The 22,841-nt window shown below is 71.0% G+C and carries 19 protein-coding genes; 2 read left to right on the top strand and 17 right to left on the bottom strand.

What is annotated here, in order from left to right; genetic code table 11:
• Positions 1 to 163: 163 nt before the first annotated feature.
• The 13 genes from ABZO31_RS31715 to ABZO31_RS31655 all read right to left on the bottom strand — a co-directional run bounded on the left by ABZO31_RS31715 (position 164) and on the right by ABZO31_RS31655 (position 15,780).
• Positions 164 to 1,129: a hypothetical protein gene (locus ABZO31_RS31715; protein WP_406864776.1), complete on the bottom strand. Its 966-nt coding sequence runs from the start codon at positions 1,127 to 1,129 to the stop codon at positions 164 to 166.
• A gap of 36 nt (positions 1,130 to 1,165) precedes the next feature.
• Positions 1,166 to 2,665, bottom strand: a complete 1,500-nt coding sequence (locus ABZO31_RS31710) for an APC family permease (RefSeq protein ID WP_406864775.1) — start codon at positions 2,663 to 2,665, stop codon at positions 1,166 to 1,168.
• 148 nt (positions 2,666 to 2,813) lie between these two features.
• Positions 2,814 to 3,977, bottom strand: a complete 1,164-nt coding sequence (locus ABZO31_RS31705; RefSeq protein ID WP_406864774.1) for an agmatine deiminase family protein — start codon at positions 3,975 to 3,977, stop codon at positions 2,814 to 2,816.
• A 186-nt stretch (positions 3,978 to 4,163) separates the two neighbouring features.
• Positions 4,164 to 4,997: an ABC transporter ATP-binding protein gene (locus ABZO31_RS31700; protein ID WP_406864773.1), complete on the bottom strand. Its 834-nt coding sequence runs from the start codon at positions 4,995 to 4,997 to the stop codon at positions 4,164 to 4,166.
• Positions 4,990 to 5,991: an ABC transporter ATP-binding protein gene (locus ABZO31_RS31695; RefSeq protein ID WP_406864772.1), complete on the bottom strand. Its 1,002-nt coding sequence runs from the start codon at positions 5,989 to 5,991 to the stop codon at positions 4,990 to 4,992. The genes ABZO31_RS31700 and ABZO31_RS31695 overlap by 8 nt, the downstream gene beginning before the upstream one ends.
• On the bottom strand, positions 5,988 to 6,842 hold the full coding sequence (locus ABZO31_RS31690; protein WP_406864771.1) for an ABC transporter permease: 855 nt from the start codon (positions 6,840 to 6,842) through the stop codon (positions 5,988 to 5,990). The genes ABZO31_RS31695 and ABZO31_RS31690 overlap by 4 nt, the downstream gene beginning before the upstream one ends.
• The gene (locus tag ABZO31_RS31685; protein WP_406864770.1) at positions 6,839 to 7,798 is read right to left on the bottom strand and encodes an ABC transporter permease; all 960 of its coding nucleotides are present in this window, start codon (positions 7,796 to 7,798) and stop codon (positions 6,839 to 6,841) included. The genes ABZO31_RS31690 and ABZO31_RS31685 overlap by 4 nt, the downstream gene beginning before the upstream one ends.
• Entirely contained in the window at positions 7,795 to 9,471 is a 1,677-nt protein-coding gene (locus ABZO31_RS31680) for an ABC transporter substrate-binding protein (protein WP_406864769.1), read from the bottom strand. Before ABZO31_RS31680 ends, ABZO31_RS31685 begins: the two co-directional genes overlap by 4 nt.
• A gap of 99 nt (positions 9,472 to 9,570) precedes the next feature.
• Positions 9,571 to 10,584, bottom strand: coding sequence for an agmatine deiminase family protein (locus ABZO31_RS31675; protein WP_406864768.1), 1,014 nt, complete (start codon positions 10,582 to 10,584; stop codon positions 9,571 to 9,573).
• A 104-nt stretch (positions 10,585 to 10,688) separates the two neighbouring features.
• On the bottom strand, positions 10,689 to 12,425 hold the full coding sequence (locus ABZO31_RS31670) for an urease subunit alpha (protein WP_406864767.1): 1,737 nt from the start codon (positions 12,423 to 12,425) through the stop codon (positions 10,689 to 10,691).
• Positions 12,422 to 13,150, bottom strand: a complete 729-nt coding sequence (ureA, locus tag ABZO31_RS31665) for an urease subunit gamma (protein WP_406864766.1) — start codon at positions 13,148 to 13,150, stop codon at positions 12,422 to 12,424. Before ureA ends, ABZO31_RS31670 begins: the two co-directional genes overlap by 4 nt.
• A 334-nt stretch (positions 13,151 to 13,484) precedes the next feature.
• Complete coding sequence (locus ABZO31_RS31660) at positions 13,485 to 14,060, bottom strand: TetR/AcrR family transcriptional regulator (protein WP_406864765.1); 576 nt, start codon at positions 14,058 to 14,060, stop codon at positions 13,485 to 13,487.
• Positions 14,061 to 14,097: 37 nt separating this feature from the next.
• Entirely contained in the window at positions 14,098 to 15,780 is a 1,683-nt protein-coding gene (locus tag ABZO31_RS31655) for a protein kinase domain-containing protein (protein WP_406864764.1), read from the bottom strand.
• A gap of 125 nt (positions 15,781 to 15,905) precedes the next feature.
• Between ABZO31_RS31655 and ABZO31_RS31650 the strand changes: the two genes are divergently transcribed.
• Both ABZO31_RS31650 and ABZO31_RS31645 read left to right on the top strand, forming a co-directional pair.
• The gene (locus ABZO31_RS31650; RefSeq protein ID WP_406864763.1) at positions 15,906 to 16,490 is read left to right on the top strand and encodes a TetR/AcrR family transcriptional regulator; all 585 of its coding nucleotides are present in this window, start codon (positions 15,906 to 15,908) and stop codon (positions 16,488 to 16,490) included.
• 175 nt (positions 16,491 to 16,665) lie between these two features.
• Entirely contained in the window at positions 16,666 to 17,823 is a 1,158-nt protein-coding gene (locus tag ABZO31_RS31645; RefSeq protein ID WP_406864762.1) for an agmatine deiminase family protein, read from the top strand.
• A 525-nt stretch (positions 17,824 to 18,348) separates the two neighbouring features.
• On the opposite strand, the gene ABZO31_RS31640 is transcribed toward ABZO31_RS31645, so the two are convergent.
• The 4 genes from ABZO31_RS31640 to ABZO31_RS31625 all read right to left on the bottom strand — a co-directional run bounded on the left by ABZO31_RS31640 (position 18,349) and on the right by ABZO31_RS31625 (position 22,758).
• A complete protein-coding gene (locus tag ABZO31_RS31640; protein WP_406864761.1) occupies positions 18,349 to 19,509 on the bottom strand; it encodes an agmatine deiminase family protein in 1,161 nt (386 codons plus the stop codon).
• Positions 19,510 to 19,573: 64 nt separating this feature from the next.
• Positions 19,574 to 19,726, bottom strand: a complete 153-nt coding sequence (locus ABZO31_RS31635; protein ID WP_406865578.1) for a hypothetical protein — start codon at positions 19,724 to 19,726, stop codon at positions 19,574 to 19,576.
• A gap of 25 nt (positions 19,727 to 19,751) precedes the next feature.
• A complete protein-coding gene (locus tag ABZO31_RS31630) occupies positions 19,752 to 21,479 on the bottom strand; it encodes an ATP-binding SpoIIE family protein phosphatase (protein ID WP_406864760.1) in 1,728 nt (575 codons plus the stop codon).
• A 118-nt stretch (positions 21,480 to 21,597) separates the two neighbouring features.
• A complete protein-coding gene (locus ABZO31_RS31625) occupies positions 21,598 to 22,758 on the bottom strand; it encodes a PP2C family protein-serine/threonine phosphatase (protein ID WP_406864759.1) in 1,161 nt (386 codons plus the stop codon).
• Between the last annotated feature and the right edge of the window lie 83 nt (positions 22,759 to 22,841).

Raw genomic sequence — 22,841 nt, 5'->3', positions numbered from 1 at the left:
AGGTTGTCCGCGCGTGGCCGCACGGTAGGCGTGGGCCGGCTCGTCGCCGAACTCCCGCCGGAAAGCGGTCGGACAGAGCCTCACCAACGCGGTCACGCGGTCACCGCCGGGCTGCCGGAACCGATTCGGCCGGGCGCCCCGGCCACTGCACGAGGGGCCGCTCCTAGGCCTTCGACTCCACGTCACCGCCCGAACCGGCCGCGGTCGCGTCCCGCCATCGGATGAAGAGCTGCTCCGGATCCCCGGTGTAGGACCAGGGGGCCGCGGTGGCCCTGTTGTCCAGCAGCCGGAAGACGACACCGGCCCGGTCGGACATGCCGGCCTTGACCAGACCGTGTGCCAGGTAGTTCAGGTCGGCGACGTCCTGCGCCCCGGGGACGCGGTGCGCGATCCACTGGTCCAGCGCGTTGCGCAGGTCGGCGCAGGCCCGCCCGTCGCTCCAGTGGTGTGCCAGGCCGAGTGCGGCCCTGCCCTCCGTCCGCACTCTGTGCGGATAGTGCTCGGCTCGCGCCACCAGCGCGAGGACCGCCAGCGGCGACCCTTGCGGAGCGGAACACGAGACGTCCCAGGCGAAATTGAGCGCCGTGCCGTACGAGCCGTGCCAGCGGGCCGAGAGATAGCGCAGTGCCTGGTGGTGCCCCTCACGGTGATACGGATCCCGGCCGACGATCTCCTGCCACCAGACCGACATCTCGGGGTGTCCACCGGGGTGGAGCCTGCCCAGGGAGAGCAGGGAGACCCACGGGTACGGATCCGCGGGCGCGAGCTCGGCCGCCCGGTGGCAGAACCAGGCCGTCCTCTCCAGCCGTTCGCGGCCGACGGTCTGCCCTGCACGGGCGGCGGCGAACATCCGCATCACCTCGGTCTCCGCACGGAGTACGGCGGCATCCGGGTTCCGCGGTTCGGAGGCCTGCCACAGGTCCACGGTGCGTCGACCCGCCGCCGCGTCGGCGAGCAGACGGATGCGGTGCGCCCGCCTGTCCCAGTCCCCCGGAATCCGGGCGAGCAGATCGCGGGCGCCCTCCCAGCGCCCGAGGAGCATGTCCTCGCGGCCCTCGGCGAGTGCCGTGTCGCCGAATGCCGGGTCGTAGACGGGTCGTTGGTGACGACGGCGCTGCCAGGCGGCCATGTGGGTTCTCCCTCGTGCGGGTCCGGGCGACGCGGTTCAGAAGTCCGACAGGAGGCCGTCCCGTCGGCTGTCGGCGGGGCCGACCGTCGGCAGTGCGTCCGTGGCGTGCGCCTCGGCGTCGGCCGCTTCCTTCGGATTGAGCGGCCGGGGGCGGAAGAAGGACCGTCCGCCCTGGATGCGCGCGATGCCCAGAGGGAGCAGTCCGACGGCCAGCGCACCCAGGCCGATCGTCAGTTGCGCGCCGGTCAGCGTCCCGAGCGACGCCGCGAAGACCCAGATGTTGAACGCGGCGCCGAGGAACGGCCAGAGTCCCAGGAGGATCAGATTGCCGAGGGTTGCGCGGAGCACGCTCCGGAACGCCACGGTGACGGCGATGCCGGCGAGCGCGTAGTAGAACGCGATCAGCAGGCCGATGCCCACGAGGGCGTCTGCGAGGATGTCGACCCCGGGGTCGGTGAGCACGGTGACCGTCAGGGTCGTCACGGCGAACGTTCCGACACACAGCGTGGCTGCCACGGGGGTCTTCCATCGAGGATGGACTCGGCCGAGGAACGAGGGGAGAGTGCGGTCGCGTCCCATGGCGAACAGGGTGCGGGTCGCCTGAAGGAGCGTGGTCTCCAATACGGCGATCATGGAAAGAGGCACCGCGAGCACGAGCAGGGTGCCGCCCGCTCCGGGCCAGGCTGCCTCGCCGAGCTGGAAGAGGAACCCCCCGTCCGTCGACGTGACGGCGTCGGGCCCCAGGAGCACGTTGGCACTGACGGTCAGGGTGACCAGAGTGGCGGCGACGACCAGCAGGCCGATCACGCCGCCGAGCCCCGAGCCGCCCCTGCCGCTGCGGGTTTCCTCGCTGAGGTTCGCCGTCACGTCCCAGCCCCAGTAGAGGGCGCCCACGATCAGCGCGGCGGCCGTGAAGGCACCGGTCCCGTCGAAGTGCCCGAAGCCGAACCAGGAGAGGGAGAAGGCGTGGGCATGGGTGTTCCGCGTCAGCGCGAGGATCGCGACGGCGAGCAGCAGTGCCAGCTGGAGGGACACGGCGACGACCCTGGCCCCCGCCGCGATCCGGGTACCCGACCCCGCGAGTACGGCCACGAGCAGGAACAGGGCGAGACCGACCGTGGTCGCCAGGACGTGGTTCTCGGCCAGGTCCTCGTCGAAAAGGGCCAGAGTGGCCGTGCCGGTCGGTGTCGTCGAGGCGATGACGAAGAGAGTGGTCGCCACGACCACGGCCCACCCGCAAAGGAAGCCCAGGGTGGGATGGAGCGCTCTGGCGACCCAGGAGTAGGTGGCGCCGGAGTTCACGTCGAGCCGTCCCAGATGCCGGAAGGCAAGGGCGATGCCCACCATGGGCACGGCACCGTAGAGCAGGGCGGCCGGGGCGGCGAGGCCGACCGATGCCACGAGGGCGGGAATGAGCGCGACGACGGTGTAAGCGGGCCCGCAGCCCGCGACCGCCATGACCACGGAGTCGAACGTCCCCAGAGTCCCCGCCCTGAGCCCGCCTCCGCCTCTTCTGCCGCTCGACGTGTCGTTCACCTGTGCACCCTTCTTCGGTGGAGCTGGACAACAGTGGTGGCGTGGGTGGCCGGCCGGTCCGGATGCCGTGGATTCGTCCGCTCTCCGGCGCCCGGTCGGCCACCTGCGCGGCCTTCGCCGCGATGTTCTGTCTCTGCCTGCCGCTCGACTACCTGACGGGCTGTTGCTGGGTGACGCAGTGGATGCCGCCGCCGCCCGTGCCGAGGCGGTCGATGTTGAGCTGCTCGATGACGCGGCCCGGGTAGAGCCGGGCCAGGGTGGCGCGGGCGGCCGCGTCGGCCTTCGTGTCACCGAACTGGCCGGAGATGACCGCCCCGTTGCACAGGTAGTAGTTGGCGTAGGAGGCGAGGAAGTCCCGGTTGGTGGAGCGGATCTTGTCGTAGTCGGGCCCCTGGAGCCTGCTCACCGCCATCGGGGCGCCGGTGGACGTCGTGGACGCGGACAGGATGCTGAACTGCTGCCGTGCGTCGCGGGCGTAGGCGTCGGTGTCGGTGGACAGTGGCATCTGCACGAGCGCCTTGCCGGGGGCGAGGAAGCGGGACGTGGCGTCGACGTGGTCGTCGGTGATGTCCTGGCCGCGGACGCCGTCGAACCAGATGACCTTCGTCGCGCCGTAGGCGGCGCGCATCGCCGCCTCGATCTGCCGCTCGGACATGCCGGGGTTGCGGTTGCTGTTCACCAGGCTGCTGCGGGTGGCCATGAGGGTGCCGGCGCCGTCCTGTTCGATGGCGCCGCCCTCGCCGACGAGGTCGGCGTAAGTGAAGGGGACGCCGACGTAGGCGGCGATCCGTTCGGCGACGAGGGCGTCCCTGGCATGGGCCTGCTTGCCGCCCCAGCCGTTGAAGTTGAGGCCGACCGCGTCGAGGCCGCCGGCCCCGTCGGTGCGGAAGACGGGTCCGGTGTCGCGCATCCAGCAGTCGTTGACGGGGATGGAGCTGATGACGGTCACGTTGGAGCCGCACAGCGAGCGGGCCTTGGCGGCGCTGCCGGAGTTGGCGCACATGATGACCGGCTCGTACTTGGCGATCGTACGGGCGATCAGGGCGATGTCCGCCTGGACGCCGCTCAGCTTGTTGCCCCAGATCGAGGTGCTGTCCGGGAAGGCCATCCAGGTGCGGGTGTGGCGGACGTCCTCGATCGGGACGACGAAGGTGCCGGCCGCAGCGGTCCGGTTCAGCAAGGAAGCTGCGCCGGCCTTCGCTCCGATCGCGGCCAGGGTGGTGCCGGCGGTGGCCAGTCCGGCGAGCTTCAGGAACCGGCGCCTGCCCGTTCCCCCGGAGCGGCCGGGGTGGCTCTCGGCGTGATCGTTCACGTGTACCTCCTGCGTGGACTCCCCGCGGGCTCTCCGCGAGGGGACGGAAGCTGAACCTGACCGAGCGCGCCGTCCGCCCGGAGCGGACCTGCGCGCGTGAAAGAACGGTCGGACGCCGGCAGCGGGGCCGCCTTCCGGGCCTTGCTCCGCACTCTCGCCGCCGGCGCCCGATCCGGCCGTCGCGCCTTAAAGCGCCCGGCGGGCGGCCGCGATCCGCTCCGGGTCCCAACCGGGCCTGGGCACGGATTCGAGGAGGAGCCGGGTGTAGGGGTGCTGCGGCGCGGCGAGCACCTCCGCGGTGGGCCCGGCCTCGACGACGGCGCCGTGCCGCATGACGATGACGTCGTCGGTGACGCACCGGACCACGCCGAGGTCGTGGGTGATGAACAGGTAGCCGATCGAGGTCTGCTCCCTGATGTCGGCGAGCAGGTTAAGGATCTGCGCCTGCACCGATACGTCCAGGGCCGCGACCGCCTCGTCCAGGACGAGCACGGCCGGCTCCACGGCCAACGCCCGGGCGATGGCCACGCGCTGACGCTGCCCACCGGAGAGCTGACGCGGCAGCGCGTCGGCGGCGCGCGTTCCCAGGCCGACCTGGTCGAGCAACTCCCGTACCCGTCGGGTGTGATCCCGGTCGGGGAAGTGGAGCTTGAGCGTCTCCCGGAGGGCCGCCTCGACACTGGTCCGGGGGTCGAGCGACAGGAGCGGGTCCTGGAAGACCATCTGGACCTCGCGGGCCCGGGCGAGCCGCTGCGCGCGGCCCCGGCGTCGAACGGTCCGGGACCGGCCTCGTACGAGGACCTCGCCCTCGTCCGCCTGCTCCAGGCCGACGACGATCCGGGCGGTGGTGGTCTTGCCGGAGCCGGACTCGCCGACGATCCCCAGTGATCCGCCGTGCGGGAGGACGAAGGACACGTCGTCCACGGCCCGTACGGCCCCGAAGGTCCTGCGCAGTCCCTTCACCACCAGGACGTTCTCGGCGTTCTGGCCGTACCAGGTGGTCTCGGCGTTCTCAGGCATCGACCGCCCTCCTTCCCAGCCGGTCACTGTGGTGGCAGGCTGCCTGGTGTTCCGGCCGGCCCGGGGCGGGGAGCGGCAGCGGGGCCTGCTGCTCGCACAGGTCCGTGGCCAGCGTGCAGCGGGCGGCGAAGGCGCACCCGCTCAGTGCCACCCGGAGATCGGGCGGCTGACCGTCGATGGCGGCGAGCCGGCCCTGCGGATTCTCCATGCGGGGGGTGGAGGCCAGCAGTGCGGCCGTGTAGGGGTGTCGGGGGTGCTCGAAGATCTCGTCGGCGGGTCCGCTCTCGGCGATCCGCCCGGCGTACATGACGTACACGCGGTCGCTGATCGCCGCCGCGAGGTCGAGGTCATGGGTGACGAACAGCAGCCCGGTGCCGAATCGTTCGCGCAGCTTGCCCAGCAGCGCGATGACCTCGGCCTGAGTGGTGACGTCCAGGGCGGTGGTGGGCTCGTCGGCCAGGAGCAGGGCCGGGTCCCCCATCAACGCTGCGGCGATCATGACGCGTTGCAGCATGCCGCCGGACACCTGGCCGGGGTACTTCGCGAGGGCGGACTCGTCCAGGCCCACCGCCTCCAGGAGTTCGACGGCCCGGGCATGTGCGTCCGCGGCGGTCATCGTCCCGGTCAGGCAGACGCTCTCGGTGAGGAAGTCGCCGATCCGCCGCAGCGGGTTGATGGCCGCCCGCGGGTCCTGGAAGATCATCGCCACGGTGCTCGTACGCAGGGCCCGCAGCCTGTCGGCGTCCAGTGTGAGGACGTCGTGACCGTCGACGAGGACGGTCCCCTCGGTGACGGCGCCCGGCGGCAGCAGACGCAGGGCGCTGCGTGAGGTGAGGCTCTTGCCCGAGCCGGACTCGCCGACGAGCGCGACGGTCTCGCCGACGGCGATGGTGAGGTCGATCCCGTCCAGGACGGGGCGCGCGGTACCGGGCAGGTCGATCCGGAGCCCGCGGATCTCCAGCGCCGGCCGGTCGGATGGGTGCAGCGATTTCATCGGGCCCTCCTGGCGACGCGGTCGGCCCAGCGTTCCCCGACCACGTTGAACGCGACCACCGTCAGGACGATCAGGACACAGGGCAGGATCGCGGACAGCGGGTAGCCGTGCTGGACTGCGGTCTGACCGTCGAAGACCATGCGGCCCCAGTCGGGTGTCAGCGCCGGAACGCCGAGGCCGAGGAAGGACAGTCCGGCGAGGTCCATGAGGGCGTAGCCGAAGTTGATGGTGGACTGGGCGAGGACGACGGGGGCGATGTTGGGCAGGATGTGGCGCAGACAGATCTGGAGTGCCGAGTGGCCCTGGACCTGGTAGGCGCTCACATAGGGGCGTTCGCGTTCGGCGAGGACCAGGGAACGCGTCAGCCGGCTGACATAGGGCAGGTAGGCGATGGCGAGCGCGATGACCGGGGCGAGGAGTCCCTCGCCGTAGATCGAGATGATGAGGATCGCGAGCAGCATGCCGGGAAAGGCGAAGACCAGCTCGGTGCTGCGGGAGAGGACCGAGTCGAGCCAGCCGCCCCGCCAGGCCGCGGCCATGCCGACGGCGATGCCCGCCACCGTGGAGAAGAGGACCACTCCGAGCGGGCCGAGCAGCGAGGTACGGGCGCCGAGCAGCAGGCGCGAGAAGGTGTCGCGGCCGGCGGCGTCCACGCCGAGCAGATGCTCGGCGGAGGGTCCGGCGAGCGCGTTGCCGAGGTCGACGGTGTTGGGGTCGTACGGCACCACGAGGGGCGCAAGCAGCGCACCGGCCACGACGAGCACGACGAAGCCCAGACAGCACAGGTGAAGAGGTGACCGGGCCGTACGGATCCTCGCGAGGCCGGGTCGTCGGGTGAGCACCGCGGTCATGCGGAGGACCTCCTCGATCCGAGGGTGATCCGCGGGTCGACCAGCGGCAGCAGCAGGTCGACGATGAGATTCACGATCATGAACAGGGCGACGATGATCAGGGAGATGGCCTGGACCGTCGGGAAGTCCTTGGTGGAGGTGGACAGTTCCAGAAGCTGACCGATGCCGCCGATGCTGAAGGCGGTCTCCACGAGGATCGTGCAGACCAGCAGCGTCGAGACGATCAGGCCGCCGGTGGTCAGGACGGTGCCCAGCGAGTTCCGGAACACATGACGGCGGATGACCTGGCGCTCGGGCACGCCCCGGCTGCGGGCCACGGTGACGTGCTCGCTGTCGAGGGCCTCGAGCATCGCGGAACGGGTCACCCGCGCGAGCATGCCGATCAGGTACAGGGCGAGTGCGATCGCGGGCAGGGTCAGGTGCCAGAGCTGGTCGAGGAAGCCCTCGCCTGCGCCCCCGCTCGGGAACCAGCCGAGCTTGACCGCGAACAGCGCCTGGAGGAGCACGGCCGCGACGAAGGACGGGGTGCCGACGGCGAACGTGGTGGTGACCAGGACGGTGGAGTCGGTGGCGCCGCCGCGCACGGCCGCGATCCGGCCGAGCAGCAGGCCGATGACCAGGACCACGACCAGCGACATGGCGATCAGCAGCAGAGTCGTGGGCAGGCGGTCGGCAAGGAGCCGGGAGACGTCCGTGCGGTAGGTGATCGACCGCCCGAAGTCGCCCTGCACCATGTCGCCGAGCCAGCGCAGGTACCGTACGAAGAACGGGTCGTCCAGGTGGTACTGGGCGTTGATGGCGGCGAGGGCCTCGGGCGAGGCCGAGCGGCCGGCGAGCAGGAAGCTCGCCGGGCTGCCCGGCGCCAGATACATCGCACCGAAGACCACGAAGGACGCGCACAGCAGGGTGGCGGTCATCTCCGCCAGTCGCCGTACGGCGAATCTCGTGAAGCTCACGGTGCGGCCCCCACGTCCGCGGCCCACGGGTAGTACATGTACGAGATGGTGGTGGGAGCGCCGGTGATCCTCTTGTTGAGGAAGACGGCGGTGGGCCACTCGGCGACCGGGATCCACAGCAGCTGCTCGACGGCGTGCTTCTGCAGCTCCGCCTCGATCGCCAGGCGCTTGTCCGGGTCGTACACGGCCGTTGCCCGGTCGACGGTCTCGTCGTACTTCTTGTCGCTGTAGCCGGCGAAGTTCATGTACGCGCCGGTCTTGAAGTTCTGCAGCAGGTCCAGCGGGTCGGTGATCGAGTCGTAGTAGGTGAGCGGGAACATGTCGATGCCCTCGCGCGCCTTGGGGTCGGTGAACAGCGCGGTGAACGCGTTGGGCGCGATGGTCTTGAGCTTGATGTCGAGACCGATCTGGGCGCCGGCCGCCTGGACGGCGGTGGCGAGGAGGGAGACGTCCTGGCCGATGGAGCTGGTGGCGACGGTCAGCCTCTTCCCGGTGGCGCCCGCCTCCTTGATCAGCCCCTTGGCCTTCTCGATGTCCGGCTCGACCGACGGAAGGCCGTCGAGGGCGTTCTTACGGGTCTGTTCCGAGGCACCGGCCCAGGCCGCGCGGGTCGTGAGCGCGTCGGTGACGGTGCCGGCGCCGCCGAGGCCGGCCTTGACGAAGCCGGGCCGGTCCAGGGCCATGGACAGCGCGCGGCGTACGCGTACGTCGCCGAGGGGGCCCTTCATGTTGGTGATGTTGACGTTGACCGTGCTGAGGCCCTCGCCGAAGTAGAGCGTGCCGACGCCGCTGTTCCTGAGCCGGTCGTAGCTCTCGGTCGGGATGAGGTAGCCGCCGTCGGCGTCTCCGCTGAGCATGGCGTTGGTGCGGGCCGAGGGGTCGGTCATGAAGCGGAACACGACCTTGCCCGACTTGGCCTTCTTGCCCCAGTAGCCGTCGAACCGGTCGAGCTCGACGGACTGACCCTTGTTCCAGGTGCCCAGCTTGAACGGGCCGGTGCAGGCGAGCCCCCCGGAGGTGCCGTAGTCCTTGCCGGCCGCCTCGACTCCCGCCTCGGAGGCGACGACGCCTGCCGCGGTGGCCATGTACTGCGGGAACTGGGAGTCGGGCTTCTTGAGCTTGACGGTGACCTGGAGCGGACCGGTCTTCTTCACGGAGGCGACGTTCTGGAAGACCTGGGCCCAGGCGGCGGCGTTGTTCGGGTCGGTCTGCCGGCCCAGGCTGAACACCACGTCGTCGGCGGTCATCACCTTGCCGTCGTGGAAGCGCACCCCGGAACGGAGGTCGTAGACCCAGGTCGTGGCGTCCGGGTTGGTCGCCTTCTGCGCGAGCCCGGGCTCCGTGGTGAGCCCCGGCGTCCAGCGCATCAGGCTCTCGCAGACGTTGGAGAGGATCGTGTTCTGCGGGTAGTCGAACGCCACGGTGTGGTCGAGGGTGGGCGGCTCCGCATAGACGGCCCAGCTGAACGAGTCGATCTCGCCCTTGGCGGCGGGCGTGGCCTTCGAGAGGCTGAAGCCGGCGGAGCTGCTCCCGCCCTGCTTGGGCGGCCCCGAACAGGACGCGACCAGGGCCGCGGAGGTCAGCAGGGCGCCCGCGGCGGCGAGGCGCCGGGTGGCCTGCCCGCCGCGCCGGACGCCTGCACGTCTGCCTGGGCGGGGTACGGGTGTGTTCATCGTCGCGCTCTCTTTCCGTACGGGATGTCCGTACGTGACGGGGGAGGCTGCCGGACCGGGGGAGGATCCGGCAGGAGCGGGCGGGTCCTGTCGGGGGGCTTACGCGCCCGGGCGGGCGACGGGGACCTGCTGCGTGATGCAGTGCACGCCTCCGCCGCCGAACGCGATCGCGACCGCCTTCACGCCGACGACCTTGCGGCCGGGGTAGGCCGCGGCGATCACCGCGAGGGCTTCGTCGTCCCGGGGCCCGCCGGCCACCGGGACGACCACGCCGCCGTTGGCGACGTAGTAGTTCAGGTACGAGACCTCGACCTCGTTCCCGGCCACATCGGCGAACGCCGTCTGCGGGACGTCGACGATCTCGAAGGGGCGCCCCTTGGCATCGGTCGAGACCTCCAGAACGGCCCGGTTGGCGCGCATCCGGGCGTGGTCGGGGTGCTCGGCGTCGTCGGGGAGGGACACGACGACCTTGCCAGGGGAAGCGAACGCGCACACACCGTCGACGTGACCGTCCGTCTCGGTGTCGAGCAGTCCGCCGTACGGAAGCCAGACAACCTTGCTGATCCCGAGCTGGGATTTCAGCTCGGCCTCGATCTCGTCCCGGTTCATGCCGGGATTCCGGTTGGGATGCAGGAGACACTGCTCGGTCGTGATCAGCGTTCCCTCGCCGTCCACGGTGATCGCCCCACCCTCCAGGATCATCCCGGAGGCGATGCGCTCCACGCCGAGGTGCTCGAGCAGCAGCGCGCTGATGCGGTCGTCGGAGTCGTACGGGTGGTGCTTGCGGCCCCACGCGTTGAAGCGGAAGTCGACGCCGGCCCGGCGCCCGTCGCCGTCGAGGACGAACAGCGGCGCCGAGTCGCGGAACCAGGAGTCGTCCAGCGGAAGCTCCACGACGGTGATCTCCGAGCCGCAGCGGGCCCGGGCGTCCTCGCCGTGGCCGGGCGGGGCGACCATCGTCACCGGCTCGAACTCGGCGATGGCGCGCGCGACGTTCGCGTATTCCTCCTTGACGTCGTCCAGCACCTCGGCCCACAGGTCGGGGCGGGTGGGCCAGGCCATCAGGCAGCCCTCATGCTCGGACCACTCGGCGGGCATACGGAATGCGGTCATCTGGGTCTCTCTTCTCTTGGATCGAATCCTGCCCTCAACTGAAAATTCAGTCAAGCGAGTGGACAGGCGTCGTTCCCGTACGGAATCAGGAGCGGTGGAGCGGTTCAGAGGAAGTAGAGGCGGTTGAGCGAGACCTCCTGGGCCGGCTCGGACCGCAGCGGCGCCCCGTCGAGGGTGACGAGACCGGAACGGCCGTCCACCTGGACGTCGCCGACGCGGGAGTTGCGCAGCAGGTCGGCCGGGCCGATGCCACGGGTGCCGCGCACGGGGACGCGGCGGCGCCGGGTCGTCATCAGGTCCTTGCCCAGATCGACGGCGGCCTGGCTGACGAAGGCCACGGAGAGGTCCGCGGGGGCCGCGCCGTGGGCGCCGAAGAGGGGGCCGAGGACGAGGGGCTCGCAGGTGTCGGTGGCCGCGTTGGGGTCACCGGTCACGCCGTAGGCGGGGAAGCCGTTCTTGATGACCATCTGCGGCTTGGCGCCGAAGAACGGCGGCCGCCACAGCACGATGTCGGCCATCTTGCCGACCTCGACCGAGCCGACCTCGTGCGCGAGGCCGTGGGCGATCGCCGGGTTGATGGTCAGCTTGGCCATGTAGCGCAGCACGCGCGCGTTGTCGTCGTGCGCGCCGTCGCCCTCCATCGGGCCCAGCTCGGCCTTCATCTTCCCGGCCATGGCGAAGGTCCGGCGGACCGTCTCCCCCGCACGACCCATCCCCTGCGCGTCGGACGAGGTGATGCCGATCGCGCCGAGGTCGTGCAGGACGTCCTCCGCGCCCATCGTCCCGGCCCTGATCCGGTCGCGCGCCATCGCGGCGTCGCCGGGCAGATCCGTCTTGAGCGCGTGGACGGAGACGATCATCCCGTAGTGCTCGGCGACCGCGTCGCGGCCGAAGGGCAGCGTGGGGTTGGTGGAGGAGCCGATGACGTTGGGCACGCCGGCCATCTTCAGGACGTTGGGGACGTGTCCGCCGCCGCAGCCCTCGATGTGGAAGGCGTGGATCGTCCGGCCCTCCAGGACGCGGAGGGTGTCCTCGACGGACAGGCACTCGTTCAGGCCGTCGGAGTGCAGCGCCACCTGGACGTCGTGCTCCTCGGCCACCCGCAGCGCGGTGTCCAGGGCGCGGGTGTGCGCGCCCATGTCCTCGTGCACCTTGAACCCGGACGCGCCGCCCTCCGCGAGCGCCTCGACGAGCGGCGCCGGGTCCGAGGACGAGCCACGGGCCAGGAAGCCGATGTTGACCGGCCAGGCGTCGAACGCGCTGAAGCCGTGCTTCAGCGCCCAGGGCGAGTTGACGCCGACGCCCCAGCTGGGTCCTATTTCCTGGCCGATGACGGTCGTGACACCGGAGGCGAGCGAGGCCTCCATGATCCGCGGCGACAGCAGGTGGACGTGGGTGTCGATGGAGCCGGCGGTGGCGACCAGGCCCTCGCCGGGGATCATCGTGGTGCCCGTGCCGACGACGATGTCCACCCCGTCGACCGTGTCGGGGTTCCCGGCCCGCCCGATGGCATGGATGCGGCCCTCGCGGATACCGATCGACGTCTTCCGGATGCCCAGCACGGCGTCGATCACCAGCACGTTGGTGATCACGACGTCACAGGTGTCGCGGACGGCCGCGGCCTTCAGGTGCAGCCCGTCGCGGGCGGTCTTGCCGAAGCCGGCGAGGAACTCGTCGCCCGGCTTCTGGGAGTCCGACTCGACCCGGACGACGAGACCGGAGTCGCCGAGCCGGACCCGGTCTCCCTCACGGGGGCCGTGCACGGAGGCGTACTCGTACGGGTCGATGTGACGGCTGTGCCCGGGGGCACAGTGGTCGCTGTGACTGGTCGGCCTGCTCACGGAGTCGTTCCTTCCAGGGCCGCGGAGACGTCTCCGTAGGCGGCAGTCGCGCCGAGGTAGCCGCAGGCCGCTGCCCTGCGGAGCGCCTCGTCCTTCGCGCCGGGGGCGTCGAGGGGGCCGTCGACCAGTCCGGCGAAGCCGATGGCGATGCGGGCGCCACCGATCGGTACGAGCCCCACCTCGGCCTTGCCGTCCGGGTCGAAGCGGAAGGACGCGCCGGCCGGGACGGCCAGCCGCATGCCGTAGGCCGCGGCCCGGTCGAAGTCGAGGCGCGGGTTGGCCTCGAAGAAGTGGAAGTGGGACGTCACACTCACGGGCACGGCCGCCGTGTTGTGGACGACGAGCGTCGTGGAGGGCTCCGGCACGTCAACGGTGTCCGAGGCGGGCAGTACGGCGCCGGGGGCGCCGTCATTCCGTTCCCGGGCTCCGAAGGGATCGGCGACGGCGGCGAGCCGCGTGCCGTCCTCGAACACGGCCTCGACCTGGATCTCGGTGACCACGTCGACCACACCGGGCAGCACGTCGTCCGGGCCGAGCACGGACCGGCCCCGCTCGATCGCCTCCGCGAGTCGCAGGCCGTCGCGGGCCGCCTCGCAGACCGTGTCCGCGACGAGCGCGGTCGCCTCGGGGACGTTGAGCCGGAGTCCGCGCGCGTGGCGGGCCCGGGCGAGTTCGGCGGCGGTGAACAGGAGCAGGCGGTCCCGCTCGGTGGGAGTCAGGGGCATGACAGCCCCCGACCGGTTCCCCCGGCGAATGCGCCGGTCGCAGCCATGGTGTTCATTCCTTCTCCGAAAAGTGGGCGAGATACCTGCGCGTCACGGCCGCTGGACGCCATCAGGCCGATCGTGGCCAGGAAGCAGCGGGGTGCGAGGGGCGGGATGAGCCCCGACAGATAGGGGTGCAGACGGAGAGACGGACGCCAGGGCAGTCCGCTCTCGGCGATACTCACTCTGACACTGACTGAAAACCCAGTCAAGGTGTACGGCCGACGAAAAGCCGAGGTCCAGAGCGTGCTCTGGTGGGCGGACGGCTGCCGCCCCAGCGTGCGGGGAGGCAGGCTCAGCGAAGGCCGGCCAACTCCGCTTCGATCGCGCCACGCAGCAGGGCGCGTGCGTGATCGATGTGGATCCCGCCGCCGAGCCAGCGCATGCTGAGCCCCTCCAGGAGGGCGGTGAGCCGCTCCCCCGCCGAGGCGAGCGACGCGGCACTCGCCATGGGCCGCACCTGCCCGAGCAGCGCCGCCACCTCCTGAGTCCACGTCAGGGTGGCCCGGGCCAGGTCCTCACGGAGGAGTTCGTCGAAGACGGCGCTGGCCCGGAGCTCGCCCCAGGCCGCGCTGTTCTCCCGCACCTCGACGGTGTCCTGGAGTTCCAGGAGGAGCGTCTCCTCGAGCTCTTCCCGCGGGGTCAGGGGCGGCGCGTCCGGAGCGCGTTCCGTGGTGTACCGCTCCGCACGGCCGTTGATGAACTCCAGCGTCCGGCGCAGGATTCCCGACCGGTCCTTGAAGTAGTAGTAGATGAGCGCCGTGGAGACCCCCGCCTCCTCGGCGAGCTCCTCCACGCGCAGCCCACGGATACCGCGTCGGGCGATCACCCGCGCAGCCGCTTCCAGGATCTGATCACTGCGGGTCGCCATGGCGGAAGCCTACCGGGCGCCTCCCGCGCGCTCCCGCTCAGCCCTCGCGGTGATGCCGGTCCAGAACGATCGTGACGGACGCGCCCTCCGCGGCCACCTCGACGAGGCGAGCGATCACGATCTCCTTCTGGTCCGCACTCCGCACACAGAACGGCACTTCGTCGGCGAGCGCGGCGAACGGCAGCCCCGTCACCGGTTGCGTCTCGATCCCGCGGACGCAGTCGGCCACGCTCAGCTCGTCTCCGGCCGCGACGAAGGCGTCGCTTTCCTCGGGCAGGACGAACGCGTCGGCGCTGCGGGCGAGGTACCAGGCGGCGGTGTCTGCGGGGACGACCTTTCCGGTGCCGAGGTCGAACTCGTAGGAGGGGTCGGGAGTGGTCAGTTCGACGTTCGCGTAGCCGGGAGCGTAGGAGGCCGCCGCCGTTCCGGAGGGACGCGAGGACGGGCCGGACGGGCCGGACGGCTCCACGCTGACCGTCGGCCCGGCAGACGGTGGACGGCCGGCGTCGGGTGACCCCGTCTCGCCCTCCGGCGGATAGTCGAAGTAGTAGACCGCTCCCCCGCCGGTCAGCAGCGCGAGGAACACGAGCAGGACGATGAGCGGCACGCGCGCGCCACGCCGGCGCGAGCGGCGGGACCGCGACGTGAGCGGCCCCCCGGAATCCCCGCCCGGGCGCACCCCCGAGCCGTCGCCGGGAGCCGTTCCCCCGGAGCCGACGGGGGCCACGGCTTCGCCGCCGGCATGCCCGTAAGGAAGCGGAACCGCGGTGGCGGTGGCGGTGGCCTGGACATGCGCCGGCACCCGACCGGCGTCGTGCCTCGCGATCTCGTCGCTGACCTGGTGGGGCAGCCATCCGTCGGCGAACTCGGGCCGCCCACCGACAACGGGATGAGCATGGACCGCCTCGATCAGTTCAGCCGTCGTCGGGCGGTCCTCGGGACGCTTGGCCAGGCAGCGTCCGAGCAGATCCCGCAGCTCAGCCGGGACGCCGGCGAGGTCAGGCTGCTCGTGAACCACCCGGTAGAGCGCAGCGGACTCCGGGCCGTCCCCGAAGGGCGGCGCGCCGCAGGCCACGTACACGGCCAGTGCTCCGAGTGCGAAGACGTCGGTCGCCGAGGTCGCCTGCAGGCCCAGCGCCTGCTCGGGCGCCATGAAGGCGGCGGTCCCGATCCGCAGGCCCGTCCCGGTCAGCGCGGCGGCGTCCGCCGCCCGCGCGATCCCGAAGTCGATCACCTTCGGACCGTCCGGAGCCATCAGCACATTGGCCGGCTTGAGGTCGCGGTGGACGACGCCCGCACCATGAATTCCCTGCAGGGCCTCGGCGATGCCCGCCACCAGCAGCCACACGGTGCGGACCGGCAGCGGGCCGTGCCGTCGGACCACCTGCTGCAGCGTCGGACCAGGGACGTAGGCCGTCGCCAGCCACGGCGTACGGGCGTCCACGCCGAAGTCGACCACCTGCGCCGTGAACAGACCGTGGATCCGCCGGGCGCTGGCCACCTCCTGGGCGAAGCGCGCACGGAACTCGGGGTCCGCGGCGAATTCCTCTCTGACGGCCTTCAGCGCGATGGGACGCCCTCCCGGCGTGTACGCCAGGTACACGACACCCATTCCACCGGCACCCAGCCGGGCGTGGAGGCGGTAGCCACCGATCTCACAGGGGTCGTCGGAGGACAGCGCCGCCTGCGCGGGCTGCCCACCTGAAAGCTGAGTGGACACGTAGTGGCTCTTTCGGCGAGGGAACAGGACTCACTCGGGTGATACGGCTGTTCATCATGGAACTAACTAAAGATTCAGTCAATATGAGACCATGACCCGGCAGAGACCACAGAAGGGACCACGCGGTGACGGACCGCAGGACGACAATCCTGGAGGCGGCCTCCCGCCTCATCGCCCGGCGAGGGGTTCGCGGGCTCCGCATGCACGAGCTCGCGACCGAGGCCGGTGTATCGACCGCACTGGTCTACTACCACTTCAAGGACCGAGCCGGCGCCCTTCGGCACACCCTGGACTTCATCACCGACCGGACGAAGCGGTACAGCGCGGTACGGCGCAGACCCGATCAGCCGTCGGATCCCCTGCAGCTCCTGGAGCAGACCTTACTTCTGGCGTTCCAGGACCTTCACGGGGTACGCGAGGACAGCACCGCGTGGGGCGAACTGCGCGCCAGCGCGGTCTTCGAACCCGAGCTGCGCGAGGCACTGGCCAGAGCGGGCGAGTCGCGGATCCGCGAGATCGCCGGCCTGCTCACCCTCGCACAGCCGTCCGCGGCCACCGCGGACGCCATCGCTTCCGCCGAGCGCCTGACCGCGTTGCACGAAGGACTCAACGCGCGTCGACTCAGCGGTGCCCTGCACCCGGAGCACGCCGGCGCCTTGATGAAGGAGGCGATCGAGATCGAAGTCGCACACCTCAAGGAATTTGACTGAAATTCCAGTCAGTGTCACAGTGCTTGACACGAGGCTGTGTCGCCTGCAGCGGCTACCGGCGATCGCGGTGCCGACCAGGCACCCTCCTGTACAGGACACGCATCGTGATCCGCGTTCGCCCCTCCCCTACCGCGCCGGCCGCCTCGGTCCTGTCAGTCCACGATCGGAGTCCCGCATGACCTTCCTTCCGTCCCGCCGCTCCGCCCTGCGTTCCTTCGCCGGAATCAGCGCGGTCATTCTCGGCACGTCTGCCTGCGGCCCCTCGGACCCCGGCCCGTCCGGCGCTGCGAAGAGCTCGGGCCCGCGCACCGGCGAGAGCGGGGAGCTTCGACTGGGCGCCGAGTGGGAGAGCCACACCCGGACCTTCATGTCCTGGCCCGCCCTCGAGTCGGTCTGGGAGGACGACCTTCCCTACGTACGGGAGGACATCGCGCGCATCGCCCGCGCCATCGGGGAGTACGAGGCGGTGGTGATGCTGGCCCGCCCGGCGCAGGTGGCCGCGGCCCAGAAGGCGTGCGGTTCCGGTGTCGAGGTCATCCCGCTCGCCAACGACGACCTGTGGGCCCGCGACACCGTGCCCGTCTTCGTCGAGGAGGACGGCGAGGTCATCGGCGTCGACTTCAACTTCAACGGCTGGGGTGACAAGCAGGTCCACGGGAACGACGGCCAGATCGGCCGGAAGCTGCTGCCGAAGTACGGCATCCCCCGCGAACAGGCGTCTCTCGTCGCCGAGGGCGGTTCCTTCGAGACGGACGGCGAAGGCACGCTCCTGATCACCGAGAGCTCCATCGTCAACGACAACCGCAATCCGGGCATGAGCCGCGACGAGATCGAGGACGAGCTCAAGGATCTCCTGGGAATGAAGAAGGTGATCTGGCTCAAGGGCGTACGCGGCGAGGACATCACCGACGCCCACGTCGACAGTCTCGTCCGGTTCACCGCGCCCGGCGTGATCCTCCTGGACCGCGCCTTCCCGGGAACGCCGGCCGACTCCTGGTCCCGCTCGTCCGACCAGGCGAAGTCCGTACTGAGCCGGACGACCGACGCGCAGGGCCGCGAGTTCGAGGTCATCGACCTCCCCCAGCCCGACCCCGACCGGATCAGCGGCTACAGCGACGACTTCCTGTCCACCTACGCCAACTTCTACATCGCCAACGACGCGGTCTTCATGCCCAAGTTCGGCGACAAGAAGGCCGACGACCGCGCCCGGGGCATCCTCCAGGAGCACTTCCCCAAGCGGGACATCGTGCCCGTCAGCATCGACACCATCGCCACCGGAGGCGGCGGCATCCACTGCGCCACCCACGACCAGCCCGGCAAGCCGGCCGCCTGACGGCACGAGACACCGGAGTCACCGTGTCCGAGTGCCGGCGCCAACGGCCCAGGCGCGCGAAGGCGCTGCCCCCGGCCTGATTCTCTTCGCCTTGGTGGCGCGGTCGCCGTGGAAGGCGCCTTGTTGGCGCCGTCGCCGTGGGCGCATGGCTGCGGTTCGATGGACCTCAAGCCCTGGACACGGCGTACTCGGCTGGCCGTTCGGATCCCGACCACATGGACGTCGACGCCACCGTCCAGCGGGTCGATGCCTCCGGCCGGGAGCTCGTGCCGCGGTCGTCGCCCTCGCCGTCGAGCCGCCCGCGTCACGAACCCGCCGCACCGTAGAAACGCACACCCCCCACGACCGTCCTCGCCGGCCCGGCGAGGACGGTCGTTCTTCCGTCTCCCGGCTCTCTTCCCGAGGGGGCGCCAGTCGTCCTGCATCGGTTCCGCCGACCAGAGCCCGCCGGCCCGGATGAGCCGATGCCGGTGCCCCGGTCGCCGCCGGTGGACGGCGACCGGGGCGTCATCCGCGTCGCCCTCGTCAGGCGGCCGGAGGCACGACCGGCTGGGACTGGGTCGCGCAGTGGATGCCGCCACCGCCGCCGGCGATGTTGTCGATGTCGAGCTGGACGATGTTCCGGCCCGGGTACTTGGACTGCAGGATCGCATAGGCGATTCCGTCGGCGTATCCGTCACCGAACTGGGGGACGAACACGGCGCCGTTCGCGGTGTAGTAGTTCGTGTAGCTGGACAGGAAGCCCGAGCCCCTGCCGCGGATCGCCGCACGGTCCGGGCCGGGAAGCTCGGTGATGGTCAGACTGCGGCCCTGCGCGTCGGTCGCGCTCTGGAGGGCCTGCTTGGTCTCCTGGTAGACGGCGACCCACTTCGGGTCCACGCCCGGTCCGGGCTTGTCCAGGATGACCTCGCCGGGGGCCACGAACCGGGCCAGGCAGTCGATGTGGCAGTCGGTGATGTCCTGGCCCGCCAGGCCCGGCACCCAGATGACCTTGTCGATGCCGAGCGCGGACTTCATCGCCTGTTCGACCTGGGCCTGCGTCATGCCCGGGTTGCGGTTGCTGTTGACGAGCGAGCTGACCGTGGCCATCAGGGTGCCCTGGCCGTCGGTCTCCAGCGATCCCCCCTCGCCCACGAACGAGGCCTGGATCCGGCTGACTCCGTACTGGGTCAGAAGGGTCGCGGCCGCGGCGGCGTCGTTGGCGTAGGGCTGGTAGTAGGACGTTCCGGTCTTGCCCCAGCCGTTGAAGTTGGTGTCCACACCGGCGACAGCGCCCGGAGCGACGACGAAGGTGGGGCCGAAGTCCCGGATCCACAGGTCGTCGTTGGGGATCTCGAGGACCTCGATGCCGTAGTAGGCGCCGCTTCCGCACATGTAGCGGGCATCGGCGGCCTGCTCCGATCGGGCGAGCAGCACCACCGGCTCGTAACGCGAGATCGCATGGGCGACGTTCGCGATGTCCCGGCGTACCGCACCGAGGGAGGTCGACCAGACCGACGACAGAGCGGGCCAGGCCATGAAGGTACGCACATGGGCGTCGGTCTCCAGCGGCATGCGCAGGGTGGCACCCGACGGGGCCGTGGCGGCGCGCGCCACCGCCGACAAGGCGCCCCCGAGAGCGGCGAGCGGTACGGCAGCCGCACCGAGCTGAAGCAGTCGGCGTCGAGACGTGACGGAAAGGTCCATGGGACTCCCCTGATGAGGGACGGGAGGGTGTGTGGCGACATCCTTGCCTGAACTGAAAATTCAGTCAATGATCTCGTGGCAGCCAGTTCGGCTTCTCCAGCGTCTTCAGGAAGTTGGCCTCGTTGTCCAGGACGCGCTGGTTCAGGCCCTCACGCTCGAAGATGTCGAGGTTGGCCAGGGCGACCGCGGGAGGGTCCGGCTCGGCTGGGCGGCGCATCCGGTGCTGCCTGGTCGCGCGCCGGTCAGCCGATCGGCTGCTCGGCCCAGATGGTCTTGCCGGAGACGCCGTATCTGCTCCCCCACCGGCTGCTGAGCTGGGCGACGAGGAAGAGCCCCCGTCCGCCCTCGTCGGTGTCCCGGGCGCGGCGCAGCCGGGGCTGGGCGTTCCCGGTGTCCGAGACCTCGCACACCAGGACGCGGTCCCGGCTCCGGTCCAGGATCAGGCGCAGCGTGACGCCGCTGCCCACATGGCGGATGGCGTTGGTGACCAGCTCGCTGACGATCAGTTCGGTGGTGAAGACGAGTTCGTCGAGGCCCCAGTCGGCGAGCCGGCCGGCCACGGCCTCGCGCGCGTGGGCGACCTCGGCCACATCGGCGGGGTAGGTCCACACGGAGGTGTCCTCGGGCGGAACGGAGCGCAGACGGGCCAGGAGCACGGCGACGTCGTCGGCGGGCGGCGAGGTGCGAGGAGCGGTCCGCACCAGGTCGTCGCCGATCTCGGCGAGCGGCCGACCGGGCCGGCAAGCGGCGGCCAGGTGGTCGAGGAGGGCGGGGGGCTGCTCGTCGCGGCCGGTGAGGCCGTCTGAGTAGAGCACGAGCGTGCTCCCGGCCGGCAGCAGGACATCGCTCAACTCGAAGGGAATCCCCCCGACACCGAGGAGTGGGCCGGGGTCGACGTCGAGGTAGCGGGCCACTCCGTCGGGCGTCACGACGGCGGGCCGGGGATGTCCGGCGGCGGCCAGCCGGCAGCGTCCGGTGATGGGGTCGTACACGGCGTACAGGCAGGACGCCCCGACCACGTCCGGGTGTTCGGCCTCCGCCGCGAGCCGGTGGACCAGGTCGTCCAGGTGCAGCAGGACGTCGTCGGGCGGGAGGTCGAGGTGGGAGAGCGTCTGGACGGCCGCCCGCAAGCGCGCCATGGTCGCGGTGGCCCGCAGTCCGTGGCCGATCACGTCCCCCACCACGAGGGCGACCCGCAGCGAGGCCAGCGGGATCACGTCGAACCAGTCCCCGCCGACGCTGAGCGCTCCCTCGGCCTCGAGATAGGTACCGGCGGTCTCCGCGGCGGCGATGTCTGTGCTCGCCGGCGGGAGCAGGCTGCGCTGGAGGGTGACGGCCATACGGTGCTCGCGGGTGAAGCGGCGCGCGTTGTCCACGGCGAGCCCTGCGCGGGTGGCCAGCTCCCGCAGGATCCGCATGTCCTCCTCGCCGAAGGGCCGCGGATCACGGGTGCGGGCCACGGCCACGTACCCCACGGCCACTCCCCGGGCGAACAGCGATGCGGCGAGGGTCTGGCGCATCCCCGGGGGCACGAGCCGCCTGAAGAGTTCGGAGTCGCCGCCGAGAGCCTCGACCGCGTCATCGCGCGTCCAGAGGACGACCCCGCCCTCGTACAGCCGGCCGAAGTCGGGCAGCTCGGGAACGAGCGGTGCCCGGTCACCGACCTGCACCATCGCGGGCGGTCGGGGACCGTGCGCGTGCTTGGCGGCCACGACGCGTCTCTGCTCGCGCGGGTCGAACACCGGCAGCGGCTCGTCGCCCGCGAGAACGGACTCGGTCAGGGCGACGCTGCACATGTCCCCGAGGGCCGGCACCAGGAGGTCGACCAGGTCCTCGGCCGTCTGGAGGACGTCGAGGGAGCTGCCGATCCGGGAGGCCGCGTCGCTGAGCAGCAGCGCGGGAGGGCCGGTGGGGGGCCCGGTCTCGGCCCCGGCCCCGACTCCGACGGCAGGGTCTGGATCGACGGTCATGCGCACTCCCGGTGATCGGTCCCGGCTCGCGGCGTGCGGACCCGAAGGGGATCTTGCCCCAGTATCGCCCGATACCGGTGGGGTCTCCTCCTCGAGGAGGAGACCTACGCGTGTCGCCCTATGGGGTCGGGTGCCACTCGGCCATCACGATGGTGGCGTCGTCGGCCAGCTTGTGCTCCTGGTGGCGTTTGAGTTGCTGCAGGAGCCGGCGCAGGGCTTCAGGGGCGGGTTCGCCGGCGGCCATGGCGCGGATGACGGTGTCGGCGAGGCGTTGTTCGCCGAACAGGTCGCCTTCCGGCGAGCGAGCCTCGGTGACGCCGTCGCTGTACAGCAGGATGCGGTCGCCGGGCTGGAGCCGGGCACGGTGTGTGGTGGGCGGAGTGTGGCTGTGGAAGTTCCAGCCCAGCGGCAGGTCGGGTTCGCGTCGGAGGATGTGCAGGACCTGCCCGTCGCGTACGAGCAGGGGCGGAGGGTGGGCGCAGTTGACCCAGGTGAGGGTGCCGTCGATGACGTCGAGGTCGGCGATGATCGCGGTCATGAGGCGGTCGATGAACCACTTGTCCAGGATCCGGTCGATCTCGATGACGATGTCGGTGAGGCTGCCACCGGACCGGCGGGTGGCGCGGCACGCCGCCAGCCCGGCCGCGCTCGCTCCGCCGGAGGCCAGGTCGTGGCCCATGGCGTCCAGGAGCGCCAGATGCAGCCCGCTGTCGGTGAAGCTGTGGTCGAACACGTCGCCGCCGGCGCTGTAGGCCGGCTCCAGCACGGCGGTCGAAGTGGCCTGGGCGGTGCCGATGGTGCGCGGCGGGAGGAACGCCCACAGCAGTTCGGCCTGGACGGTCATCGGCTGGCGGCGCTCGGCTTCGACGAGCAGGTCGCTGTGGGACGACTTGGACACGAGCAGCAGCGCGGTCACACCGGCCAGCGCCTCGCAGTCGGCAACGGACAGGTCGGGGCCGCAGGCTTTGAGGACGCCAAGGCGCTCCACGCCGTCGACCAGGGGAACCCACGCGGTCGTACCGTCCTGCGTCAGGTGCGTGCGCTCCATACGGTAGGCCAGCCCGGCCAGGGACGAGTCGATGTCCAGGGTTGGCTCACCGCCGCGGGCGGGCTGTGGCAGTGCGATGAGCCGCGTCTGCTGCAGGTCGGTGACGTACACACCGGTGGCCGTCAGGCCCATGACCCGGCCGGCGTCGAAGACCAGGCCGGCAAGGTCGCGCCCGGAGATCAGCTGGGAGCGTGCCACCAAGTCGGCCAGGAAGTTGTTGCTCGCCACCATGGGACGAGCCTCCCTTCACGGTGGAGCCAGGTACCGCCGCGCGTCCTGCCCGCGCCGGTCGGCGCTCTCTGCTCATGGAGAGT

Origin of the sequence: Streptomyces solicamelliae, assembly GCF_045348655.1 — a bacterium.
GTDB classification, from domain to species: domain Bacteria; phylum Actinomycetota; class Actinomycetes; order Streptomycetales; family Streptomycetaceae; genus Streptomyces; species Streptomyces solicamelliae.
Note: the sequence above shows the minus strand (reverse complement) of the source record. Positions and strands in the feature narration are given on the sequence as shown.

Bases quoted from the DNA above. Each gene is read 5' to 3' on its own strand.
- ABZO31_RS31690 (WP_406864771.1), bottom strand. From the start codon at position 6,842: ATGACCGCGGTGCTCACCCGACGACCCGGCCTCGCGAGGATCCGTACG.
- ABZO31_RS31715 (WP_406864776.1), bottom strand. From the start codon at position 1,129: ATGGCCGCCTGGCAGCGCCGTCGTCACCAACGACCCGTCTACGACCCG.
- ABZO31_RS31640 (WP_406864761.1), bottom strand. From the start codon at position 19,509: ATGGACCTTTCCGTCACGTCTCGACGCCGACTGCTTCAGCTCGGTGCG.
- ABZO31_RS31675 (WP_406864768.1), bottom strand. From the start codon at position 10,584: ATGACCGCATTCCGTATGCCCGCCGAGTGGTCCGAGCATGAGGGCTGC.
- ABZO31_RS31660 (WP_406864765.1), bottom strand. From the start codon at position 14,060: ATGGCGACCCGCAGTGATCAGATCCTGGAAGCGGCTGCGCGGGTGATC.
- ABZO31_RS31645 (WP_406864762.1), top strand. From the start codon at position 16,666: ATGACCTTCCTTCCGTCCCGCCGCTCCGCCCTGCGTTCCTTCGCCGGA.
- ABZO31_RS31700 (WP_406864773.1), bottom strand. From the start codon at position 4,997: ATGCCTGAGAACGCCGAGACCACCTGGTACGGCCAGAACGCCGAGAAC.
- ABZO31_RS31680 (WP_406864769.1), bottom strand. From the start codon at position 9,471: ATGAACACACCCGTACCCCGCCCAGGCAGACGTGCAGGCGTCCGGCGC.
- ABZO31_RS31635 (WP_406865578.1), bottom strand. From the start codon at position 19,726: ATGCGCCGCCCAGCCGAGCCGGACCCTCCCGCGGTCGCCCTGGCCAAC.
- ABZO31_RS31695 (WP_406864772.1), bottom strand. From the start codon at position 5,991: ATGAAATCGCTGCACCCATCCGACCGGCCGGCGCTGGAGATCCGCGGG.
- ureA (WP_406864766.1), bottom strand. From the start codon at position 13,150: ATGCCCCTGACTCCCACCGAGCGGGACCGCCTGCTCCTGTTCACCGCC.
- ABZO31_RS31630 (WP_406864760.1), bottom strand. From the start codon at position 21,479: ATGACCGTCGATCCAGACCCTGCCGTCGGAGTCGGGGCCGGGGCCGAG.
- ABZO31_RS31625 (WP_406864759.1), bottom strand. From the start codon at position 22,758: ATGGTGGCGAGCAACAACTTCCTGGCCGACTTGGTGGCACGCTCCCAG.